This window comes from Fibrella arboris (genome assembly GCF_041321095.1).
In the GTDB taxonomy this organism is placed as follows: domain Bacteria; phylum Bacteroidota; class Bacteroidia; order Cytophagales; family Spirosomataceae; genus Fibrella; species Fibrella arboris.
The window spans coordinates 18,112-34,273 of the sequence record NZ_JBGGWE010000019.1 but is presented as its reverse complement, the minus strand read 5'-3'; the positions used below and the strand labels follow the sequence as shown (position 1 = coordinate 34,273).

Annotated in this window: 14 protein-coding genes; 8 read left to right on the top strand and 6 right to left on the bottom strand. The window is 52.4% G+C overall.

The window, feature by feature from the left end; all coding sequences use genetic code 11:
- Positions 1-9: 9 nt before the first annotated feature.
- A complete protein-coding gene (locus tag ACAW75_RS24015; protein ID WP_370731322.1) occupies positions 10-1,485 on the bottom strand; it encodes a sensor histidine kinase in 1,476 nt (491 codons plus the stop codon).
- Positions 1,486-1,548: 63 nt separating this feature from the next.
- Complete coding sequence (hslV, locus tag ACAW75_RS24010; protein WP_370731321.1) at positions 1,549-2,091, bottom strand: ATP-dependent protease subunit HslV; 543 nt, start codon at positions 2,089-2,091, stop codon at positions 1,549-1,551.
- 350 nt (positions 2,092-2,441) lie between these two features.
- Here hslV and ACAW75_RS24005 point away from each other — a divergent pair, with 350 nt between their 5' ends.
- Entirely contained in the window at positions 2,442-5,006 is a 2,565-nt protein-coding gene (locus tag ACAW75_RS24005; protein WP_370731320.1) for a glutaminase family protein, read from the top strand.
- Here ACAW75_RS24005 and ACAW75_RS24000 read toward each other — a convergent pair.
- Positions 4,963-6,222 carry a 3-deoxy-D-manno-octulosonic acid transferase gene (locus tag ACAW75_RS24000; protein WP_370731319.1) on the bottom strand — a complete coding sequence of 420 codons (1,260 nt, stop codon included), beginning with the start codon at positions 6,220-6,222 and terminating at the stop codon, positions 4,963-4,965. The two genes, ACAW75_RS24005 and ACAW75_RS24000, sit on opposite strands and share 44 nt — an antisense overlap.
- A 139-nt stretch (positions 6,223-6,361) precedes the next feature.
- Positions 6,362-7,384 carry a hypothetical protein gene (locus tag ACAW75_RS23995; RefSeq protein WP_370731318.1) on the bottom strand — a complete coding sequence of 341 codons (1,023 nt, stop codon included), beginning with the start codon at positions 7,382-7,384 and terminating at the stop codon, positions 6,362-6,364.
- Positions 7,385-7,488: 104 nt separating this feature from the next.
- On the opposite strand from ACAW75_RS23995, the gene ACAW75_RS23990 reads away from it, so the two are divergent.
- From ACAW75_RS23990 to ACAW75_RS23960, 7 genes are all read left to right on the top strand, one after another.
- Positions 7,489-7,884 carry a hypothetical protein gene (locus tag ACAW75_RS23990; RefSeq protein WP_370731317.1) on the top strand — a complete coding sequence of 132 codons (396 nt, stop codon included), beginning with the start codon at positions 7,489-7,491 and terminating at the stop codon, positions 7,882-7,884.
- Positions 7,881-8,270, top strand: a complete 390-nt coding sequence (locus ACAW75_RS23985; protein WP_370731316.1) for a hypothetical protein — start codon at positions 7,881-7,883, stop codon at positions 8,268-8,270. Before ACAW75_RS23990 ends, ACAW75_RS23985 begins: the two co-directional genes overlap by 4 nt.
- 34 nt (positions 8,271-8,304) lie before the next feature.
- Entirely contained in the window at positions 8,305-8,808 is a 504-nt protein-coding gene (locus ACAW75_RS23980; RefSeq protein ID WP_370731315.1) for a GNAT family N-acetyltransferase, read from the top strand.
- Between the two features lie 49 nt (positions 8,809-8,857).
- Complete coding sequence (locus ACAW75_RS23975) at positions 8,858-9,301, top strand: DMT family transporter (RefSeq protein WP_370731314.1); 444 nt, start codon at positions 8,858-8,860, stop codon at positions 9,299-9,301.
- Positions 9,302-9,348: 47 nt separating this feature from the next.
- Entirely contained in the window at positions 9,349-9,861 is a 513-nt protein-coding gene (gene msrB / locus ACAW75_RS23970) for a peptide-methionine (R)-S-oxide reductase MsrB (protein ID WP_370731313.1), read from the top strand.
- Between the two features lie 272 nt (positions 9,862-10,133).
- On the top strand, positions 10,134-12,686 hold the full coding sequence (locus ACAW75_RS23965) for a penicillin-binding protein 1A (RefSeq protein ID WP_370731312.1): 2,553 nt from the start codon (positions 10,134-10,136) through the stop codon (positions 12,684-12,686).
- A gap of 92 nt (positions 12,687-12,778) precedes the next feature.
- Positions 12,779-13,123 (top strand): hypothetical protein, encoded by a 345-nt coding sequence (locus ACAW75_RS23960; RefSeq protein ID WP_370731311.1) that lies wholly within the window; start codon positions 12,779-12,781, stop codon positions 13,121-13,123.
- Here ACAW75_RS23960 and ACAW75_RS23955 read toward each other — a convergent pair.
- Together ACAW75_RS23955 and ACAW75_RS23950 are read right to left on the bottom strand one after the other, a co-directional pair.
- Positions 13,120-14,253 carry an acyltransferase family protein gene (locus ACAW75_RS23955; protein ID WP_370731310.1) on the bottom strand — a complete coding sequence of 378 codons (1,134 nt, stop codon included), beginning with the start codon at positions 14,251-14,253 and terminating at the stop codon, positions 13,120-13,122. The two genes, ACAW75_RS23960 and ACAW75_RS23955, sit on opposite strands and share 4 nt — an antisense overlap.
- Positions 14,254-14,303: 50 nt before the next feature.
- Positions 14,304-16,082 (bottom strand): ABC transporter ATP-binding protein, encoded by a 1,779-nt coding sequence (locus ACAW75_RS23950; protein WP_370731309.1) that lies wholly within the window; start codon positions 16,080-16,082, stop codon positions 14,304-14,306.
- Positions 16,083-16,162: the final 80 nt, after the last annotated feature.

Genomic DNA, 16,162 nt, shown 5'->3' with positions numbered 1-16,162 from the left:
ATCAGCCTGTTATCCGGTTATGGTCTCAGCTGGTTCGGTGCCACTGACTGCCAGTGTACGCTGAATTTCTGGTAAGGTAATGATGAAGGTAGTGCCGATGCCTTCCTGGCTGCGAGCGGTGATGGACCCGTGATGATAGGCCACTACGCGTTTGCAGATAGCCAGCCCAATGCCGGTGCCCTCATACTGCGCTTTTGCATGCAGCCGCTGGAATACATCAAAAATTCGATCGAGGTATTTTTCGTTAAACCCGATGCCGTTATCCGTAACGGTCAACTGGTAGTAAGGTTGGCTGGTCAATACACCTGGGTCAGCTTCCTCATCGATCCGATCGGCCGAAATACTGATAACAGGCACTGTGTCGGGTTTTGTGTATTTCAGGGCGTTGCCAATCAGGTTGTTGAAGAGCTGGTCCAACTGCGAGGGAACAGCATCCAGCACAGGCATAGGACCGATCGTGATCGAAGCGCCAGACGTGCGGATGGGCACTTCCAGATCCAGCAGGACCCGATCAAGGACGTCGCCAACAGACACGCGCTGAAAGGCATCGGGTTGGTTTTTCAGCCGCGAAAACGTCAGCAGATCACGGATCAGCTTCGACATGCGATCGGCCGAAGTAAGCATTTTACTCAGATAGAGTCGGCCATCGCTTTCTACCATTGGGGCATAATGCTGGTTGAGCAGATCGCCAAACGTTTGGATCTTACGCAGTGGTTCCTGCATGTCGTGACTGGCCACAAAAGCAAAGCGTTCCAGTTCCTGGTTCGAGATTTCAAGTTGCTGAATCTTGCCCTGTAACTGGTTTTCGTATTGCCTCAGTTGAAGTTCGTTCACCATCCGGCGATGCAGTTCACGATCGAGCAGGTTGTACGAGATCAGTAAGACCGCGAAGGTGAGCAGCGACAGCGCAAAAATGAGGACCAACGTATTCTGAAATGATCGGTGTGCGTTTGAGCTTCGCAATTTCATAAAAGCCTGTTCGCGGTCGATCATTTTGGCTGCCTGCTGCCGAATGTGATCCATACGCATTTTACCAACCAGCAGGTACGACTGGCGTATGGATTCGGCGGCCCGGGGATTAAGTCTGATCTGCCTGCTCGATATCTCAATTTTGGCATCAATCAATCGGCTCAGCGTATCGGTTGCCCGTTGCTGTTGCGGGTTGTCGTTGACCAGCGCCCGTAGTCTTGTTAATTCAGGGTGAATTTTCGGTAATGCCTGGAGACACGGATCCAGGAAGATCGTTTTCCGGGTAATCAGATAACCCCGCGTACCAGTTTCAATGTCTTTGGTGAGCGACAAAATATCTTCCAGCGTGTTGATGACCTCAAACGTATGGGATAACCGTTCGTTATCTTGTTTGGTCCGGATATAGCTATAGAAGGAGAGCGCAAACCCCACACTGATCAGTATAATCGCCAGCAGAAAGCTTAACGCGATCCGGCGATTAACACGGTCTGGAGATAGGGCTGGAAACAAGCGCATTTAACTGACGTATAGAGGTGATTATACAACGCTCGATTTGCCCGTTTGTTGATAACCCGTTGGCTAGACGGCATCAATTCGCTCAATCATCAGGTTATGGTTCGTGTAAATGCATACGTCAGCGGCAATATGCAGGCTTTCAGTGACCATATCGGCAGCGGTGAGGTGCGCCGCGTGTTTTTTGAGCGCCAACGCAGCCGACTGGGCATAGACACCGCCCGAGCCAATGGCCGCCACATCCATATCGGGCTCGAGCACATCGCCCGTACCTGAAATAATGAGCAAATCATCCTGTGAAGCGACGATCATCATGGCTTCCAGTTTACGTAGAAAGCGGTCGGTGCGCCAGTCCTTCGCCAGCTCAATAGCCGCCCGACGCAGGTTGTTATTATAGTTGCTGAGTTTCTCTTCAAAACGCTCGATCAGCGTAAACGCGTCGGCCGTTGAGCCGGCAAAACCCGCCAGCACTTTACCGCCAGCCAGCCGACGTATCTTCTTAACGTTGCTTTTCGCAACAGTATTACCCATGGTAGCCTGTCCATCGGCACCCAGAGCAACCTGGCCGTTGTGGCGGATACCCACAACGGTAGTAGCATGAATGGTCATCGACTCTATTTTATGTTCGTTGAGTGTACAGTTTTAACCAGCGCTTGGTTCATTGCCGTCAAGTCAGGTAATGAATGGCGAAGCGCTGATAGGCTACCCGCTCCCCCAAACGGACTGCCCACACCGTATCCCCTGCGGGTACGGTACGCACAAAAATAGCTAGTAAGCCGAACGGTAGTGCCGCTCACTGAACACCCAGCCGACAGCTGAACAGGCTGTGAGGTGGTTTGCAGGCGGCCAATGCTACTTTATATTAAAATAGTTAAAAAATATAACCTATAGGTGATATAGTTTTTTCTCAGTTATTTACATTTGCACAACCACGTGCACTTAGTAAATACACCGTAACTATGTATCGTCTCAACGGGCTGATTCAGCTCAAAAACCGCCTGATCAGCAGACAGGCCCTGTCGCTTGCTGGTGCGGCCAGCTCCGCGCTGAAACCACCGGCAACACCCCTACTGACAGTCGATCCGTATACCAGTATCTGGGCCTTTGGTGATGAACTGACCGAGCAGCCTACCCGCCACTGGACCGGGCGCCCCCATGAGCTAAACGGCCTGATCCGGGTCGATGGCCGGGTTTTTCGGTTTATGGGTCGGCCCACATTCGTTGGAAATACCGTCATGAAAGGGGGCCAGCGTGCCCCGTATGTCGCTCGGTACCAGACCGAAAAGCCCGGCACCGATGACTGGATGCACCCTGAGTTTGACGATAGCCAATGGTTGACCGGCGAAGCGCCGTTTGGATCACGCCCCACCGACCGCACCCGTTGGGCAGATCAAAACATATGGGTACGGCGCGAGCTAGTCCTCGACCGTGTACCTGCCGGGCGGTTGCTGGTCAGTGCCGCTTACAACGATGCATACGAGTTGTTTATCAATGGCGAACGGGTAACGGGGGCGCGGGGCGTAGCGCCTAATTATGACCTGACAACAGTTGATCGGCCAATGGCCGACCTGCTTCGGCCGGGCCGGAACGTGATTGCCTTTCACAGTCAGAATTTTTCCGGGCCGGGTTTCGTCGACCTGAGCCTGTTGCAGGAGCGGACAATGGATTTTCTGACCGCTAATCAAACAGATAGACAATTGTCGGCCACGCAATCGATGTACACGTTTGAAGCGGGGGGCGTTGGCCTGACGGTCACTTTTATGGCTCCGCTGCTGCTCAATAACCTTGATGTATTGTCGAGGCCAGTACAGTATATCACGTATCAGGTACGTTCCATAGACGGGCATCCGCACACGGTAGAGCTGTATCAGGACGCGGCGTCTGACATTGCCGTCGATCATCCCGGACAGCCAGTGACCTGGCGCCGTGGCCGAACCGAAGCGGGCCGGTCTGGCCAGAAGCCCGTGCTGAACTGGTTACGGGTAGGCACGGCAGAACAGGCTATTCTGGCCAAAAAAGGCGATAATGTACGTATCGACTGGGGGAATCTGTATGTAGCTGCCCCTGCTCCCCCCGAGGGCGACAGCTGTAGCACCAGCCACCGGATCGGCACCTTGGCGGGCTCAATGAATCAGTTTGAGCGCGAGGGTGCCGTATCTGACATTCGGATTGGGGGCCGGGCTACTATCGTTACCGGGAACGCCGTTGTGCTGGCCACGTCATTTGATGTGGGGACGGTGTCTACTGAGGTAGTAGAACGGCATCTGCTAATTGGCTACGACGATGTGAAGTCGATCGAGTACGTGGGCACCCCGCTGAATGCCTGGTGGCGGCGCTATGGCAATACAACCATGGAACAGGCCCTGCAAGACGCTGAAACAGACTACCAGACGTTGCGAGCCACCTGTTCGAGCTTCGACAGCCAACTCTACAACGATGCCGTTAAAGCCGGCGGGACCGCTTATGCCGATCTGTGCGTACTTGCCTACCGGCAGGCGGTGTCAGCGCATAAACTAGTGGCTGCGTCGACCGGTGGGCAACATTCAATGCAACCGCTTTTCTTCTCCAAAGAGAATTTTTCCAATGGGTCTATCGGTACAGTCGATGTCACCTATCCGTCGGCACCGCTTTTCCTGAAATACAATCCAACGCTGCTGAAGGGGATGATGGAACCCATCTTCGACTATTCGGAAAGCGGCCGCTGGACCAAACCATTTGCGGCACACGATGTCGGGACGTACCCGGTTGCCAATGGGCAGACCTACCACGAAGATATGCCGGTTGAAGAGTGTGGCAATATGCTTATTCTGACTGCCGCTCTGGCGCATGTAGAGGGAAACGCCAGCTACGCCCGTCGCCACTGGCAAACCCTGACAACCTGGGTAACGTACCTGAAAGAGCACGGTTTCGACCCGACGAACCAACTCTGTACCGATGATTTTGCGGGGCATCTGGCGCGCAATGCCAACCTCAGTGTTAAAGCGATCATGGCTATTGCCAGCTATGGCTATCTGGCCGGTAAACTGGGCGATCGGGAGGCCGAAACGGAACACCTGACGCTGGCTAAACGATTCGCTAAAGAATGGATGGTACTGGCGAAAGATCCTGCCGGCGACCACTACACCTTAGCCTTTGGTGCCCCCGGAACCTGGAGTCAGAAGTATAATTTAGTGTGGGATAAACTGCTGGGGCTCAATATTTTTCCGGAAGAAGTGGCCCGGCAGGAGTTGGCCTATTATCTGACAAAGCAGCAACCATTTGGCCTACCGCTCGATAGCCGGCGTACCTATACCAAATCAGACTGGATTGTTTGGACGGCCACACTGTCTGATGAACCAGCTGAATTTGAGGCCCTGATTAGCCCGATTCTACGCTTTGTCAACGAAAGCCCGCAACGGGTACCCCTGAACGACTGGCACGAAACTACTAACGGACACAAGGTTGGTTTTCAGGCTCGGTCGGTGGTGGGGGGCTATTTTATCAAGATGCTGGTGAGCGAACCAACCCCGCTGCCGTCTGCATAACCAGATCGGTAGCACCGACATTGCCCACCACATACCTACGGCAAACAGCCCCGGCGTGCGCGCGTGCCGGGGCGTTTGTGTATAGGTGGGTCAGGGCGGCGGTTAATTCATCGGCCGAACGTACCTGAAACGCACCGCCCTGCCGAACCAGATCAACTGCCTCCTGAAATTTCTGGTGGTTGGGGCCGAACAGCAGGGGCAGGCCAAACGTAGCGGCTTCGAGGCAGTTATGCAGGCCTTTGCCAAACGCGCCGCCAATGTAGGCAAGGCTACCATATTGATAGAGCGACGTGAGCATGCCGATGTTGTCGATGAATAGATACCGGACTTCTTCCGCAACGGCCGTACCTGCTTCAAGCGCGGAAAAGCGTACCGACGGGGCCGTCAGCAAGGTTCGCCAGCCTTCAATGGCAGCGTCATGAATTTCGTGGGGCGCAATAAGCACCCGCAGGGGTTGGGTAAACGCGTTCAGTACCGGGATCAGCACGGCCATATCGGCCGCCCAGGCACTACCTATCACCAGCGTTGGCCAGTTGCCTGCAAACGAAGCTGCTTCGGGGATGGCCCGCTTGGTGGCCGCCACCTGCGCTACCCGGTCGAAACGGGTATCGCCAGCCAGTGTAACGGGCAAAATGCCAATGGATGCCAGCAACGACACCGATTCCTGATTCTGCACCAGTATGTGATCGAAACAGGTCAGGATATTCCGGTAGAACTGGCCATATGGTTTGAAAAACAACTGGTTGGGGCGGAAGATCGCCGATACCGAAAGGGTAGGTACGTTGCCGGCGCGCAGCGCGTGGAGGTAGTGGTGCCAAAATTCGTACTTGATAAAGAAAGCGATGGACGGACGGACCTGCTCTAGCCAGTCGCGGGCATTAGTGGCCGTATCGGCGGGTAGGTACGTTACCACATCAGCCCCGGCATAGTTTTTTCGCACCTCGTAGCCCGACGGGGAAAAGAAAGAAACAACTACCTGGTAGGCTGGGTACGTTGCCCGGAACGCGTCGATCACGGGCCGACCCTGCTCGAACTCGCCCAGCGAGGCTGCATGGAACCAGGCGACGGGCCGGGTTAGATCAAGTGGCTTATCGACAAAGGGGGTCCGCCAATTTTTTCGGCCCTGAACTAATAGACGCGCCTTCCGATTGACTGGAGCGGCCAGCCGGATAAGCACCGAATACAGAAAAATGAGCAGGTTATATAAGAAGGCCATTGGTTGTGAGTAAGCGGCACAGTAGTGGTTGTCAGCGTGTTGCGGGTCATGAATTGGTCATCCAATGGTAGCCGTAGTAAAATAACAGTGAATGATAATGAATGACCGGTTCATGACGCGCCACACGCTGACCTTGACTTTAATGCATGGTGACCAGTTCCAGGCTGCGCCAGACAATGTCGCCCATGGTACGGCAGCCATCGAAACGGGTTGTGCCATAGTGCCTGTTCAGGGAGTCGATGAGTTGGGTTACGTTTTCTTCCGGCGCGATCAGATCGAACCGCATGGCGGCCATCAGGTCGCCAATCCGGGTTTGTTCAACACGAAGTCGACCGGCCATCAGCGACCGTTCTTCGATCTGGTACTGACGAACACTTTCGGGGGTTAAAACACTGGTTCCCAAGTCGATGATTGGCTGGTTCTGCCGGTAATACTGCGGCATATACACTGACTTACGCCCCTCGTACGACTGCTGATCGAAGTCGATAGCCCGAATCCGGTAATAAACTTCATCGAAATCGGGGGTCACATCGATCACGAAATTGCTGGAATGCATATCGCCCAGCAGCCGCACAAAGCACCGTTCGTTGAACTTGACAAACTCCTTACATAAACGGACGGGGTTCAGGCCTTCCTCATTGATGCGCTGTTCAAAGAACATATCGCCAGGAATGCCCGCAATATGTTCTTCGATAAGCGTCTGCCCGCTTGTGAGGTAACTGATGCGGTTAGGCGATAGAATGTGCTCTAGCTCAAGCCCGTAGATACGGGAGGCATCGGCATTTTTGATGTAGAAATAGTCGAAGTTATCGTTGACCAGATTCCGCACCCGCACCCGAAACGGTGACGTATTGCCATAGCAACACAGATCTACCCGGTCGATGGTCAGGTGCCCCGTTACCGACATATCGCCGTCGGCTTTCAGGATGGCGTAGATGTGTTTCAGCGCGGTCAGTATTTCATTGGCTTCCGATGCCGGGTAGTAGACCGTTTCCCAAAGCGTATCGCGGTTCCGGTTGTCGAACAGCGCCGCTGAGTTGTCGTACCGAAGCAGATCGGTGTATTGAATAGGCAGGTTGTGCTCACGGTTATACTGTGTCAGGTACGTCCGCAGGGTCGACCTGATTGGATAAACCAGCTTTTTCCGAGTGATGATAGGCATAATTGGATCGGGCGACGTTTCTAATAACTGAGGCCACCCCGGTAAAATCAATGCCCGAAGGTAAGGTGCAAAGGCAACACTAGATAAATCCGTATATTTCGACAATGATCTCTAAACAGGAACTACGTCGAATTGCTACCGCTCGTTTAAAGGATGCTGAGATACTGTTAGCCGCAAATCGGTATGACGGAGCCAGTTATTTAAGTGGATATGCTGTTGAAATCGGGTTGAAATTACGCATCTGCCGAACGTTAAAATGGCAGGGTTTCCCAGAAACGAATAGCGAATTTCAAGGATTACAAAGTTTGAAAGTACATGACTTTGAAGTGCTTTTGCGATTCTCAGGTGTTGAAGGAAAAATTAAATCGGGCTATCTAACAGAGTGGTCGGCTGTAAAACAGTGGAAGCCTGAACTTCGTTACGCCATAGCAGGAAGTGCTAATGCCGCTTCAGCCCGGACAATGATAGTAGCTGCCAAAAAGATACTGCAAATACTATGAGGTCGCTGATAGAAAAACTCGGAAAATTGTTCGTTGCTATTGAACAGGAACAGGACGAAGAATTTGTGCTTTTCGCTTTTGTCTTGCCGGAAGAAGCTATTGCTTGGGACTTGTTAGCCGCTGCTAAATGGATTGACAAGGACAAGCAGGCAGCTCTTCGTTACATCGCAGAGAAAGTACAAAGTAGTCTTACCGAACAAGAATTACGTGATGTGTCAGGTGTATTGCTCTTTAATACGAATGATTTTGAAGACGAGACCACGACCATCAGGAGTGAAACTGGATGGGTCGAAAATGAAACAGAATTTTATGGACGAAAAATTCAGAAAGGTTATCTGTTTGCTGGTCCTGTCTCTGATTTCCAAGTTTTTGTTAATAGGAATTGATTAACTGGTCGCTTGGAAAGTCATACCCTGACCAATGATTGACACGCCCCGTCTGACCCTCATTCCGCTGACCCTCGATCAGGTACGTCTGCACATTGCCGGTGGTACGCTGCTGGAAGATGAACTGGGCGCCCGGCCTGGGCACCGCGAGGTGGCAGAGCCACTGCGGAGTATCATTCAGGCCTTCACCATTCCATTTTTGCAGAACCCCGCCCGTCAGCCCATTTATGATACCATCTGGGTAGCCCTCGACCGGGAATTGAATCAGTTTGTGGCCGATATAAAGTTTAAAGGGGCGCCCGATGAAGAGCAAACCGTAGAACTGGGTTATGGCACGTACCCGGCCTTTCAGCGACGCGGCTACATGACCGAGATCGTTGGCGGTCTGACGGCCTGGGCACTGGCGCAGCCAGGTATTGATCGGGTAACGGCCGAGACCGCCTTAACCAACGTAGCATCGCAGGCCGTGCTGCTGACTAATCAGTTTAATCCCTTCGAGCAGGATCAATATGTGCGCTGGTGGGAGAAAACACGATAAAGGGCAACCTGGCGCACCGTACCTTGCGGCTGATCTGCTTATTACGCTCATGCATTACGTCTTTCTTGTTCTCGCTTTCCTTACGGGCATTGCCATCTCTATCCAGGCCGGGGTCAATTCTAACCTGCGACTGGCCTTGACTAATCCGCTGCTGGCGTCACTTATTTCGTTCGGAACTGGCTTTTTCACGCTGTTGATGGTGCATCTGAGCACCGGTGGGATGGTGCCGCCAATGGCTACACTTCGGTCACTGGCGTGGTGGAAATGGACAGGGGGCGTCATTGGGGCCGTGTACGTAACCACCGTCATCTTGTCTGTACCCAAGATTGGGACGGCTAATCTGGTGAGCCTAAGTGTGGCCGGGCAATTGCTGGCGGCTGTGGTGCTCGATCATTATGGCCTGCTTGGCTTCACGCAACATCCGGCTAATGGCTGGCGCCTGCTTGGTATCGGCCTGATTTTGGCCGGTGTTTGGCTGGTGGTGAAAAACTGAATATTGGCGTTTTACGTTTATATAAATGACGATTTATAACGAACCCCATGAAACTTATCATCAGTAGCCTTACGGCCATTGCTATACTCATTTCGCTGGCTTGCCAGACCAACTCCGCTGCCAAACAGACCAACGCGCTGTATGAGCAGGGGCAAACGCCACCGGGTGGCAAACGGGTTGTTAAAACCAATGCCGAGTGGAAGAAGATCCTGACGCCCGACCAATACGCCGTTTTGCGCGAACACGGAACAGAACGCGCCGGAACCAGCCCCTTACTGAACGTACATGAAGATGGTACGTTCTATTGCGCGGCCTGTAAAAACCCGCTGTTTGCCGAGAAAACAAAGTTCGAGTCGGGCACGGGGTGGCCTAGTTTCTACGAGCCGATCGCTAAAAACGCGGTGAAAGTAGCTAAAGACAACAGCTATGGTATGGAGCGCGATGAAGTGCTTTGCTCTGTTTGCGACGGTCACCTGGGACACGTATTCAATGATGGACCTAAGCCCACTGGCCTGCGCTATTGCATGAATGGTGTGGCCATGACGTTTCAGAAGAAATAAGTATTTAGTTTCAGGTTTCAGGTTTCAAGTTTCAAGTAGCTCCGCTCTTGAAGCATTGTTTCCCAAGCGGAGCTACTTGAAACTTGAAACTTGAAACTTGAAACTTGAAACCTGAAACTTGTCACCTGAAACTTGAAAGCCCTCCAACCAATCTGGAAACAGGTTGGTTGGAGGGCTTTTTCACTAAAATAGGGCTTGTTTGCGTTATCTTTGCTCATCGTTGGCCGAGCGTTTAGCGGTCAGTTAGCCCTGTCAGTACCAATCGTTGATGTATGAGTGAAGAGATGAACCGGCTTCGGTCGGTTAGGCACGCGTTTGGCGAATTCCGGCAACGGATACGAAGCCGTCGGAAGCAGTTAGGCAGCCACGTTGTTCGCCTTGTTGGCGAGGAGCGCGTAGAAACCTGGAAAGATAAATTGATGGCCCGGCGCGAGCAGTTTCGGGCTTTTGTGCATCAGTACATTGATCCCGACAGTTGGTACTACCCGTATGTCCGTGGTTTAGCGAAGTACAGCCTGTTCTTGCTGCTTTTCCTGATTGGGTACGTCTTTGTGTTACAAACAAACTTCCTCTACCTCACTGGCGCCATGCCAAGTGTAGAGGATCTGCGCAATCCCAAACTGAATCAGGCCTCAGAGATTTATTCGCTCGATGGCCAGATGATTGCCAAGTTCTACGCAGAGAACCGGACGCCCATTGAGTACGAAAACATTCCAAAGCACCTGATTCAGGCCCTGATCGCTACAGAAGATGCCCGTTTTTACGATCATGGCGGTATTGACCCGCGGGCGATCGGGCGCGTGGTCTTTAGCCTGGGCAGCGAAGGGGGCGGCTCAACCATTACGCAGCAACTGGCTAAAAATCTGTTCAAAACCCGCCGACGTACCACCGACGGGTTGCTCAACCGGGTGCCATTTGTGCGAAAAGTAATTTACAAGTCGAAGGAGTGGCTGATGGCGCTGACGCTGGAGCGGAATTTCACGAAAGAAGAAATTCTGAAGTATTATTTCAACACGGTCGATTTCGGCCAGAATTCGTTTGGGTTGAAAACAGCCGCTAAAACCTTCTTCAATAAAGCCCCCGACAGCCTGAACGTGCAGGAGGGGGCTGTGCTGGTTGGTTTGCAGAAAGCGACTACGTACTATAACCCGCTGAAAAATCCCAAGAATTCACTGGCGCGCCGCAATATTGTTTTGGGCCAGATGGCTAAATACAAGTACCTGACGAAAACCCAGGCCGATTCGATCAGTGATTTACCGCTCAAAACAGACTACACGCCTGAAAATCCGTATGCCGGCCCGGCCAGTTACCTGAAAAACGCGGTAGTCGATTTTGTGACCGAATGGGGCGACCGAAACGGGTACAACCTGTATACCGATGGCCTGAAAATTCATACCACCATCGACTCGCGCATGCAGAAGTATGCGGAAGAAGCCGTGCAGGAGCGGATGAAGAAACTACAGAAGACCTTCAACAATCACTGGCGCGACCGCAACCCCTGGACCGATGAGAATGGCGAAGAACTGCCTGGCTTTATCGACTCAGTGGCTCGTCGGACTGAACGGTACAAGGGCCTGGTGAAACGTTTTCAGCTGTACCCCGACTCGGTCGATTACTACATGAAAGTCAAAAAGCAGCGCATGAAAGTCTTCGACTGGGAAGGGCCTCGCTGGACCAACATGACGCCCTATGACTCGATAGCCTATTATAAAAAGTTTCTGCAAGCAGGTATGGTAGCCATGGACCCGCATACGGGTTTCATACGGGCCTGGGTAGGTGGGCTCAACTACGATTATTTCAAATATGACCATGTGAAGCAGGGGAAACGACAGCCGGGGTCGACCTTCAAACCGTTCGTATACGCAACGGCTATTGATGATACGGCTTTCAACATGACGCCCTGCGACCGGATCCGTGACCAGCCTTTCCGCAAACCATACACCGAGAATGGCGAAGAAAAAGTGTGGGAGCCTAAAAACTCGTCGGGCGGCTTTTCGTACTCGAATATGACGCTACGCCGGGCGCTGGCCCGCTCGGTCAACTCCATTACGGCCCAGTTGACGGATATGGTTGGCCCCGAGCGGGTCGTGGAATACGCGCATAAGCTGGGGATCACCAGCAAACTGGCGGCAGTGCCATCGGTAGGGCTCGGTTCATCTGATGTATCGCTGTATGAACTGGTGGCCTCATACTGCACCTTCGTGAATGAAGGGCAGTACACAAAACCCATGATCGTGCAACGTATTGAAGACCGGAACGGTACGGAGATCGAGTCATTCAAGCAGGAACGTCGGCCGGCGATCAGCCCAGAATCAGCTTATCTGATGCTGTATATGCTCCAGGGCGGTTTGCAGGAACGCGGTGGTACGTCGCAGAACCTGTGGTCGTTCGATCTGTTCAAACGCAACCACCAAATGGGCGGCAAAACGGGCACAACATCCAACAACTCGGATGGCTGGTTCGTAGGTGTGTCTGACAAACTGGTGGTCGGTGCCTGGGTTGGTGGCGATGACCGAAGCATCCACTTCCGATCAACGGACCTGGGCGAAGGGGCCAAAACGGCATTGCCACTGGTAGGCGGGTTCCTCGAAAAAGTGTATGCCGATCCACGGTTTCGCGATTTGCAGGGGCCATTCCCCAAAGCAACGGTCGATATTCAGAAGCAGTATCAAGACTGTGCTTCTGATTACGACGATCTTGAAGGGGCCGGCGAGGAACCATCAGATTCAACTGGCGGTGCCGATAGTGGTGCCGACTCGCTGTTTGTTCCACCACCTGTTGTGGTGCCCGAACCTGCCGATACAACTGGCACTCCAAGACCGTAGGCTAGGGGTTTATATACTGGTTTGATCTTTGGCGTTTAGTACTTGAGCCCACAGCCTATCGCTGAGGTTCAGGTACTAAACGCCCTATTTTTATGAACAGCCAGCCAAATAAAGACCTTCGTAACGTACCTACCGGCATGGAAAATGATCCCAATGCCGATGAACAGGTGATTGACCAAACCAACCAGGAAACAACGAACGTACCTGACGATATAAATCCATCCGGCCTGGAAAAGCCTACGGCTGAAGAAGGAACCACACCGGGCGATGACCTGGCAAATGCCCTGGCTTATGCCCTGGATGGGAGCGGTGTCGGTATGGCAGGTGCACCACCAGCAGCCCCGCCTGTCGGTGACCCGCAGAAAGTGACCAGCGAAGGCATCACCGGTGCTGGACTGGACGACGAAGCAGAGGGCCTGGACGAGGGCAAGGCCTAGGCCAGCGATGGTTTCACCGCCGTATTGCGATCAAAAACACGTTGCCGAACGCGCTCAATCCGTTCACCTACCAATCGATTGAGCGTGTAGGCTACGCCAATCGAAAGTACCAAGGCATATAGGTTGACATAGGCGCCGCCGATTTGCCAGGACATGAGCGATTCCACCACCAGAAAATGGACGATATATAAGGGGTACGACAATTCGCCAATCTTCGCGTCGATTCGGCTGTGTTTGGTGTACAGGAAAATGAAGGGCAGACAAACGGCCACTACTACCCGATAGCTACCCGATGAAAAACTGCCGGGTACACCAAGCTGGGTGAGTTGCTGATGAATGAGACCGAAGAAACAGGTATAGACCAGCGTCAGCCCAACGGCTAATGGGCATAACCAGCTTGGTAACTGCTGGTTTTTGAGCGTACGATACCCTCTATACGCCAAGGCACCGGCCACAAAGTACAACAGTTCGGATGGGAAGAAACGGTAGCTCCAGGCCATAGAATCGAGGTGGGCGAAGTGGCGTAAAGCTAAGCGTATGGCCACCGAGAGCACCATGACCAGCACCAACACCCAACTGCGCCGACGCACCAGAAAAGGAGCGATGAGGTAAAAGGTCAGTTCCAGGCTGACCGTCCAGGTTGGTTGTAGCAGCAGCAGGCTATTCAGGTTAACCGGTGATTGATTGAAGTTGTCGGTAAACGCCAATGTACCTGTGGCAGGATCGATGGTCAGGAAGCTAAGCCAGTCCTGGCCAATCAGCGTCAGGTTGGTAAAGGCAAGAAGCGCAATTGTTGGCACCGACAATTGATCGTAGTTGTCTCGTAGCGCCCGAAAAAATTCCAGCTCCCGATGGCCGGTAGTCACGCCGAGTGCAATTCCCATCAGCAGGGTCAGGCTGATAACCACGTAATAGACAGGTAATAAACGCAGGATGCGGTTTGTCAGAAAGAGCCGATAAGCATGCGGTTGCGAGACGTATTTCTCGTTAAGGATCAAGGCCATGTAGAAGCCTGAGATGATATAGAACGTTTGCACGGCCAGACTGCCACCTATGGTCGGAAAACCAGGTAACTGGCCTGCATGAACAAACACGACCATCGCTGCAAGTAAAAATCGAAGTAGCCCCATAACGTGCCACGATTAACATTGAGAGTCGCTAATATATCCATTTACGCCATTCAAACAACTTCTTTATACTGCATCCGGTAGAGGTTTGCGTAAAAGCCTTCGTGCTGTAACAATTGTTCGTGGGTGCCCTGTTCTTTTATTTCGCCTTTGTCGACAACAATGATCTGATTGGCTTTCTGGATGGTACTCAGGCGGTGGGCAATAACGATGGCTGTGCGGCCCTTCATCAGCTTGCTGATCGCTTCCTGAATCATTTCTTCCGTCTCGGTATCGACCGATGATGTGGCTTCGTCGAGCACAATGATTCGTGGATTCTGGACCATAGCCCGGACAAATGAAATAAGCTGCCGTTGCCCAACTGATAGCGTGGCCCCACGCTCCTGCACATTATAGGCATAATTGCCCGGCAACTGCATAATGAAGTCATGAACGCCTACCAGTTTGGCCGCTTCAACAATCTGCTCCCGACTAATGGTTGGGTCGCCCAGCGTAATGTTGGTCTCAATAGTATCGGAAAATAAAAAGACATCCTGAAGCACAACGCCGATCTGACGGCGCAGGGCGGCCAATTCGTACGCATGAACATCGTGCCCGTCGATGGTGATTTTCCCCCGGTTGATATCGTAGAACCGGCTCAATAAGTTAATAATCGAGGATTTGCCTGCCCCGGTAGCCCCAACAAAAGCCACTGTTTCACCAGTACGTACCTGAAACGAAATGTCTTTCAGCACGTAATTGTCATCATTGTACGCAAACCATACATGATCAAATGAGACATCGCCTTTCAGATTTGCAGGGGCATAGGTGCCCTCATTGACCGTGTAATCAGTACTGTCCAGCAGGGTTAGTATTCGATCGGCGCTGACAATACCCATCTGTAGCGTATTGAACCGATCAGCCAGCATTCGGATGGGCCGGAAAAACAGGTTGATGAACATCACAAAGGCAGTGACCGTACCAAACGTTACCTGTTCATTCAATATCTCGCGGGCACCATACCAAACAACGAGCCCCGTACCGGCCGCCGCCAGAATATCGGCCACGGGGAAATAGATGGAATAGTACCAGATAGATCGAATATTGGCGTTGCGATGCACCTGATTGATAGCCCGAAACTTTTGCGCTTCGATGTGTTCACTATTAAAGATCTGAACGATGTTCATCCCCGTAATGTGTTCCTGCACGAACGCATTCAGGTTGGCCACGGCCGTACGTACCTCGTTGAAGGAGGCCTTGATCTTCTCCTTGAACACATAGGTGCTGAATAGCATCAGCGGTACCATCGATAGGCTGATACTGGCCAACCGCCAGTCGGTGTAGAACATAACACCGATGATCAGCACAAGCTGAAGAATATCACCGGCAATAGCCGCCATACCTTCGGTGAAGACATCGGCCAGCGTTTCAATATCAGAAATAGTGCGGGTTACCAGCCGCCCAATCGGTGTGTTGTCGAAGAACTTTAGCCGAAGGCCAAGAATTTTATTGTACAGCTGCACCCGTATGTCGCGAATGACGTGCTGCCCCATCCAGCCAGAAAGGTAGGCGTTGGCAAATTGAATGAATGCCTGAATGACCAGTACGCCTACCATCAGGCTCAGCATAACGGTTAAACCCCAGTAGTCAGAACTGGCAATCTGGGTGTCGATAGTGCGCCGGATGAGCAGCGGGGTAACAGGGGCCAACAGCGCTCCTAGAAGAATAACGCCCACTAATACATAAAAACGGCCCTGGTAGGGTCTCACAAAGGCATACAGGCGTTTTAGGATCGCTATATCAAATAGCCGCCCGGCGGCCGGCGCATCGGCGCTTTTCTTTTCGTCGCTCACTGGAAAAAAATTTCGACAGAACAGGTCATTCGTCTCACCACTAACAGCAATATTGAGTTATCAAGTTCAGGAAACTAATT

What these genes read in the sequence shown, in the direction of transcription:
- ACAW75_RS23955 (WP_370731310.1), bottom strand. Translation starts at nt 14,253, where the DNA reads ATGGGGCTACTTCGATTTTTACTTGCAGCGATGGTCGTGTTTGTTCAT.
- ACAW75_RS23985 (WP_370731316.1), top strand. Translation starts at nt 7,881, where the DNA reads ATGAGGTCGCTGATAGAAAAACTCGGAAAATTGTTCGTTGCTATTGAA.
- ACAW75_RS24000 (WP_370731319.1), bottom strand. Translation starts at nt 6,222, where the DNA reads ATGGCCTTCTTATATAACCTGCTCATTTTTCTGTATTCGGTGCTTATC.
- msrB (WP_370731313.1), top strand. Translation starts at nt 9,349, where the DNA reads ATGAAACTTATCATCAGTAGCCTTACGGCCATTGCTATACTCATTTCG.
- hslV (WP_370731321.1), bottom strand. Translation starts at nt 2,091, where the DNA reads ATGACCATTCATGCTACTACCGTTGTGGGTATCCGCCACAACGGCCAG.
- ACAW75_RS24005 (WP_370731320.1), top strand. Translation starts at nt 2,442, where the DNA reads ATGTATCGTCTCAACGGGCTGATTCAGCTCAAAAACCGCCTGATCAGC.
- ACAW75_RS23960 (WP_370731311.1), top strand. Translation starts at nt 12,779, where the DNA reads ATGAACAGCCAGCCAAATAAAGACCTTCGTAACGTACCTACCGGCATG.
- ACAW75_RS23980 (WP_370731315.1), top strand. Translation starts at nt 8,305, where the DNA reads ATGATTGACACGCCCCGTCTGACCCTCATTCCGCTGACCCTCGATCAG.
- ACAW75_RS23975 (WP_370731314.1), top strand. Translation starts at nt 8,858, where the DNA reads ATGCATTACGTCTTTCTTGTTCTCGCTTTCCTTACGGGCATTGCCATC.
- ACAW75_RS23990 (WP_370731317.1), top strand. Translation starts at nt 7,489, where the DNA reads ATGATCTCTAAACAGGAACTACGTCGAATTGCTACCGCTCGTTTAAAG.
- ACAW75_RS24015 (WP_370731322.1), bottom strand. Translation starts at nt 1,485, where the DNA reads ATGCGCTTGTTTCCAGCCCTATCTCCAGACCGTGTTAATCGCCGGATC.
- ACAW75_RS23995 (WP_370731318.1), bottom strand. Translation starts at nt 7,384, where the DNA reads ATGCCTATCATCACTCGGAAAAAGCTGGTTTATCCAATCAGGTCGACC.
- ACAW75_RS23965 (WP_370731312.1), top strand. Translation starts at nt 10,134, where the DNA reads ATGAGTGAAGAGATGAACCGGCTTCGGTCGGTTAGGCACGCGTTTGGC.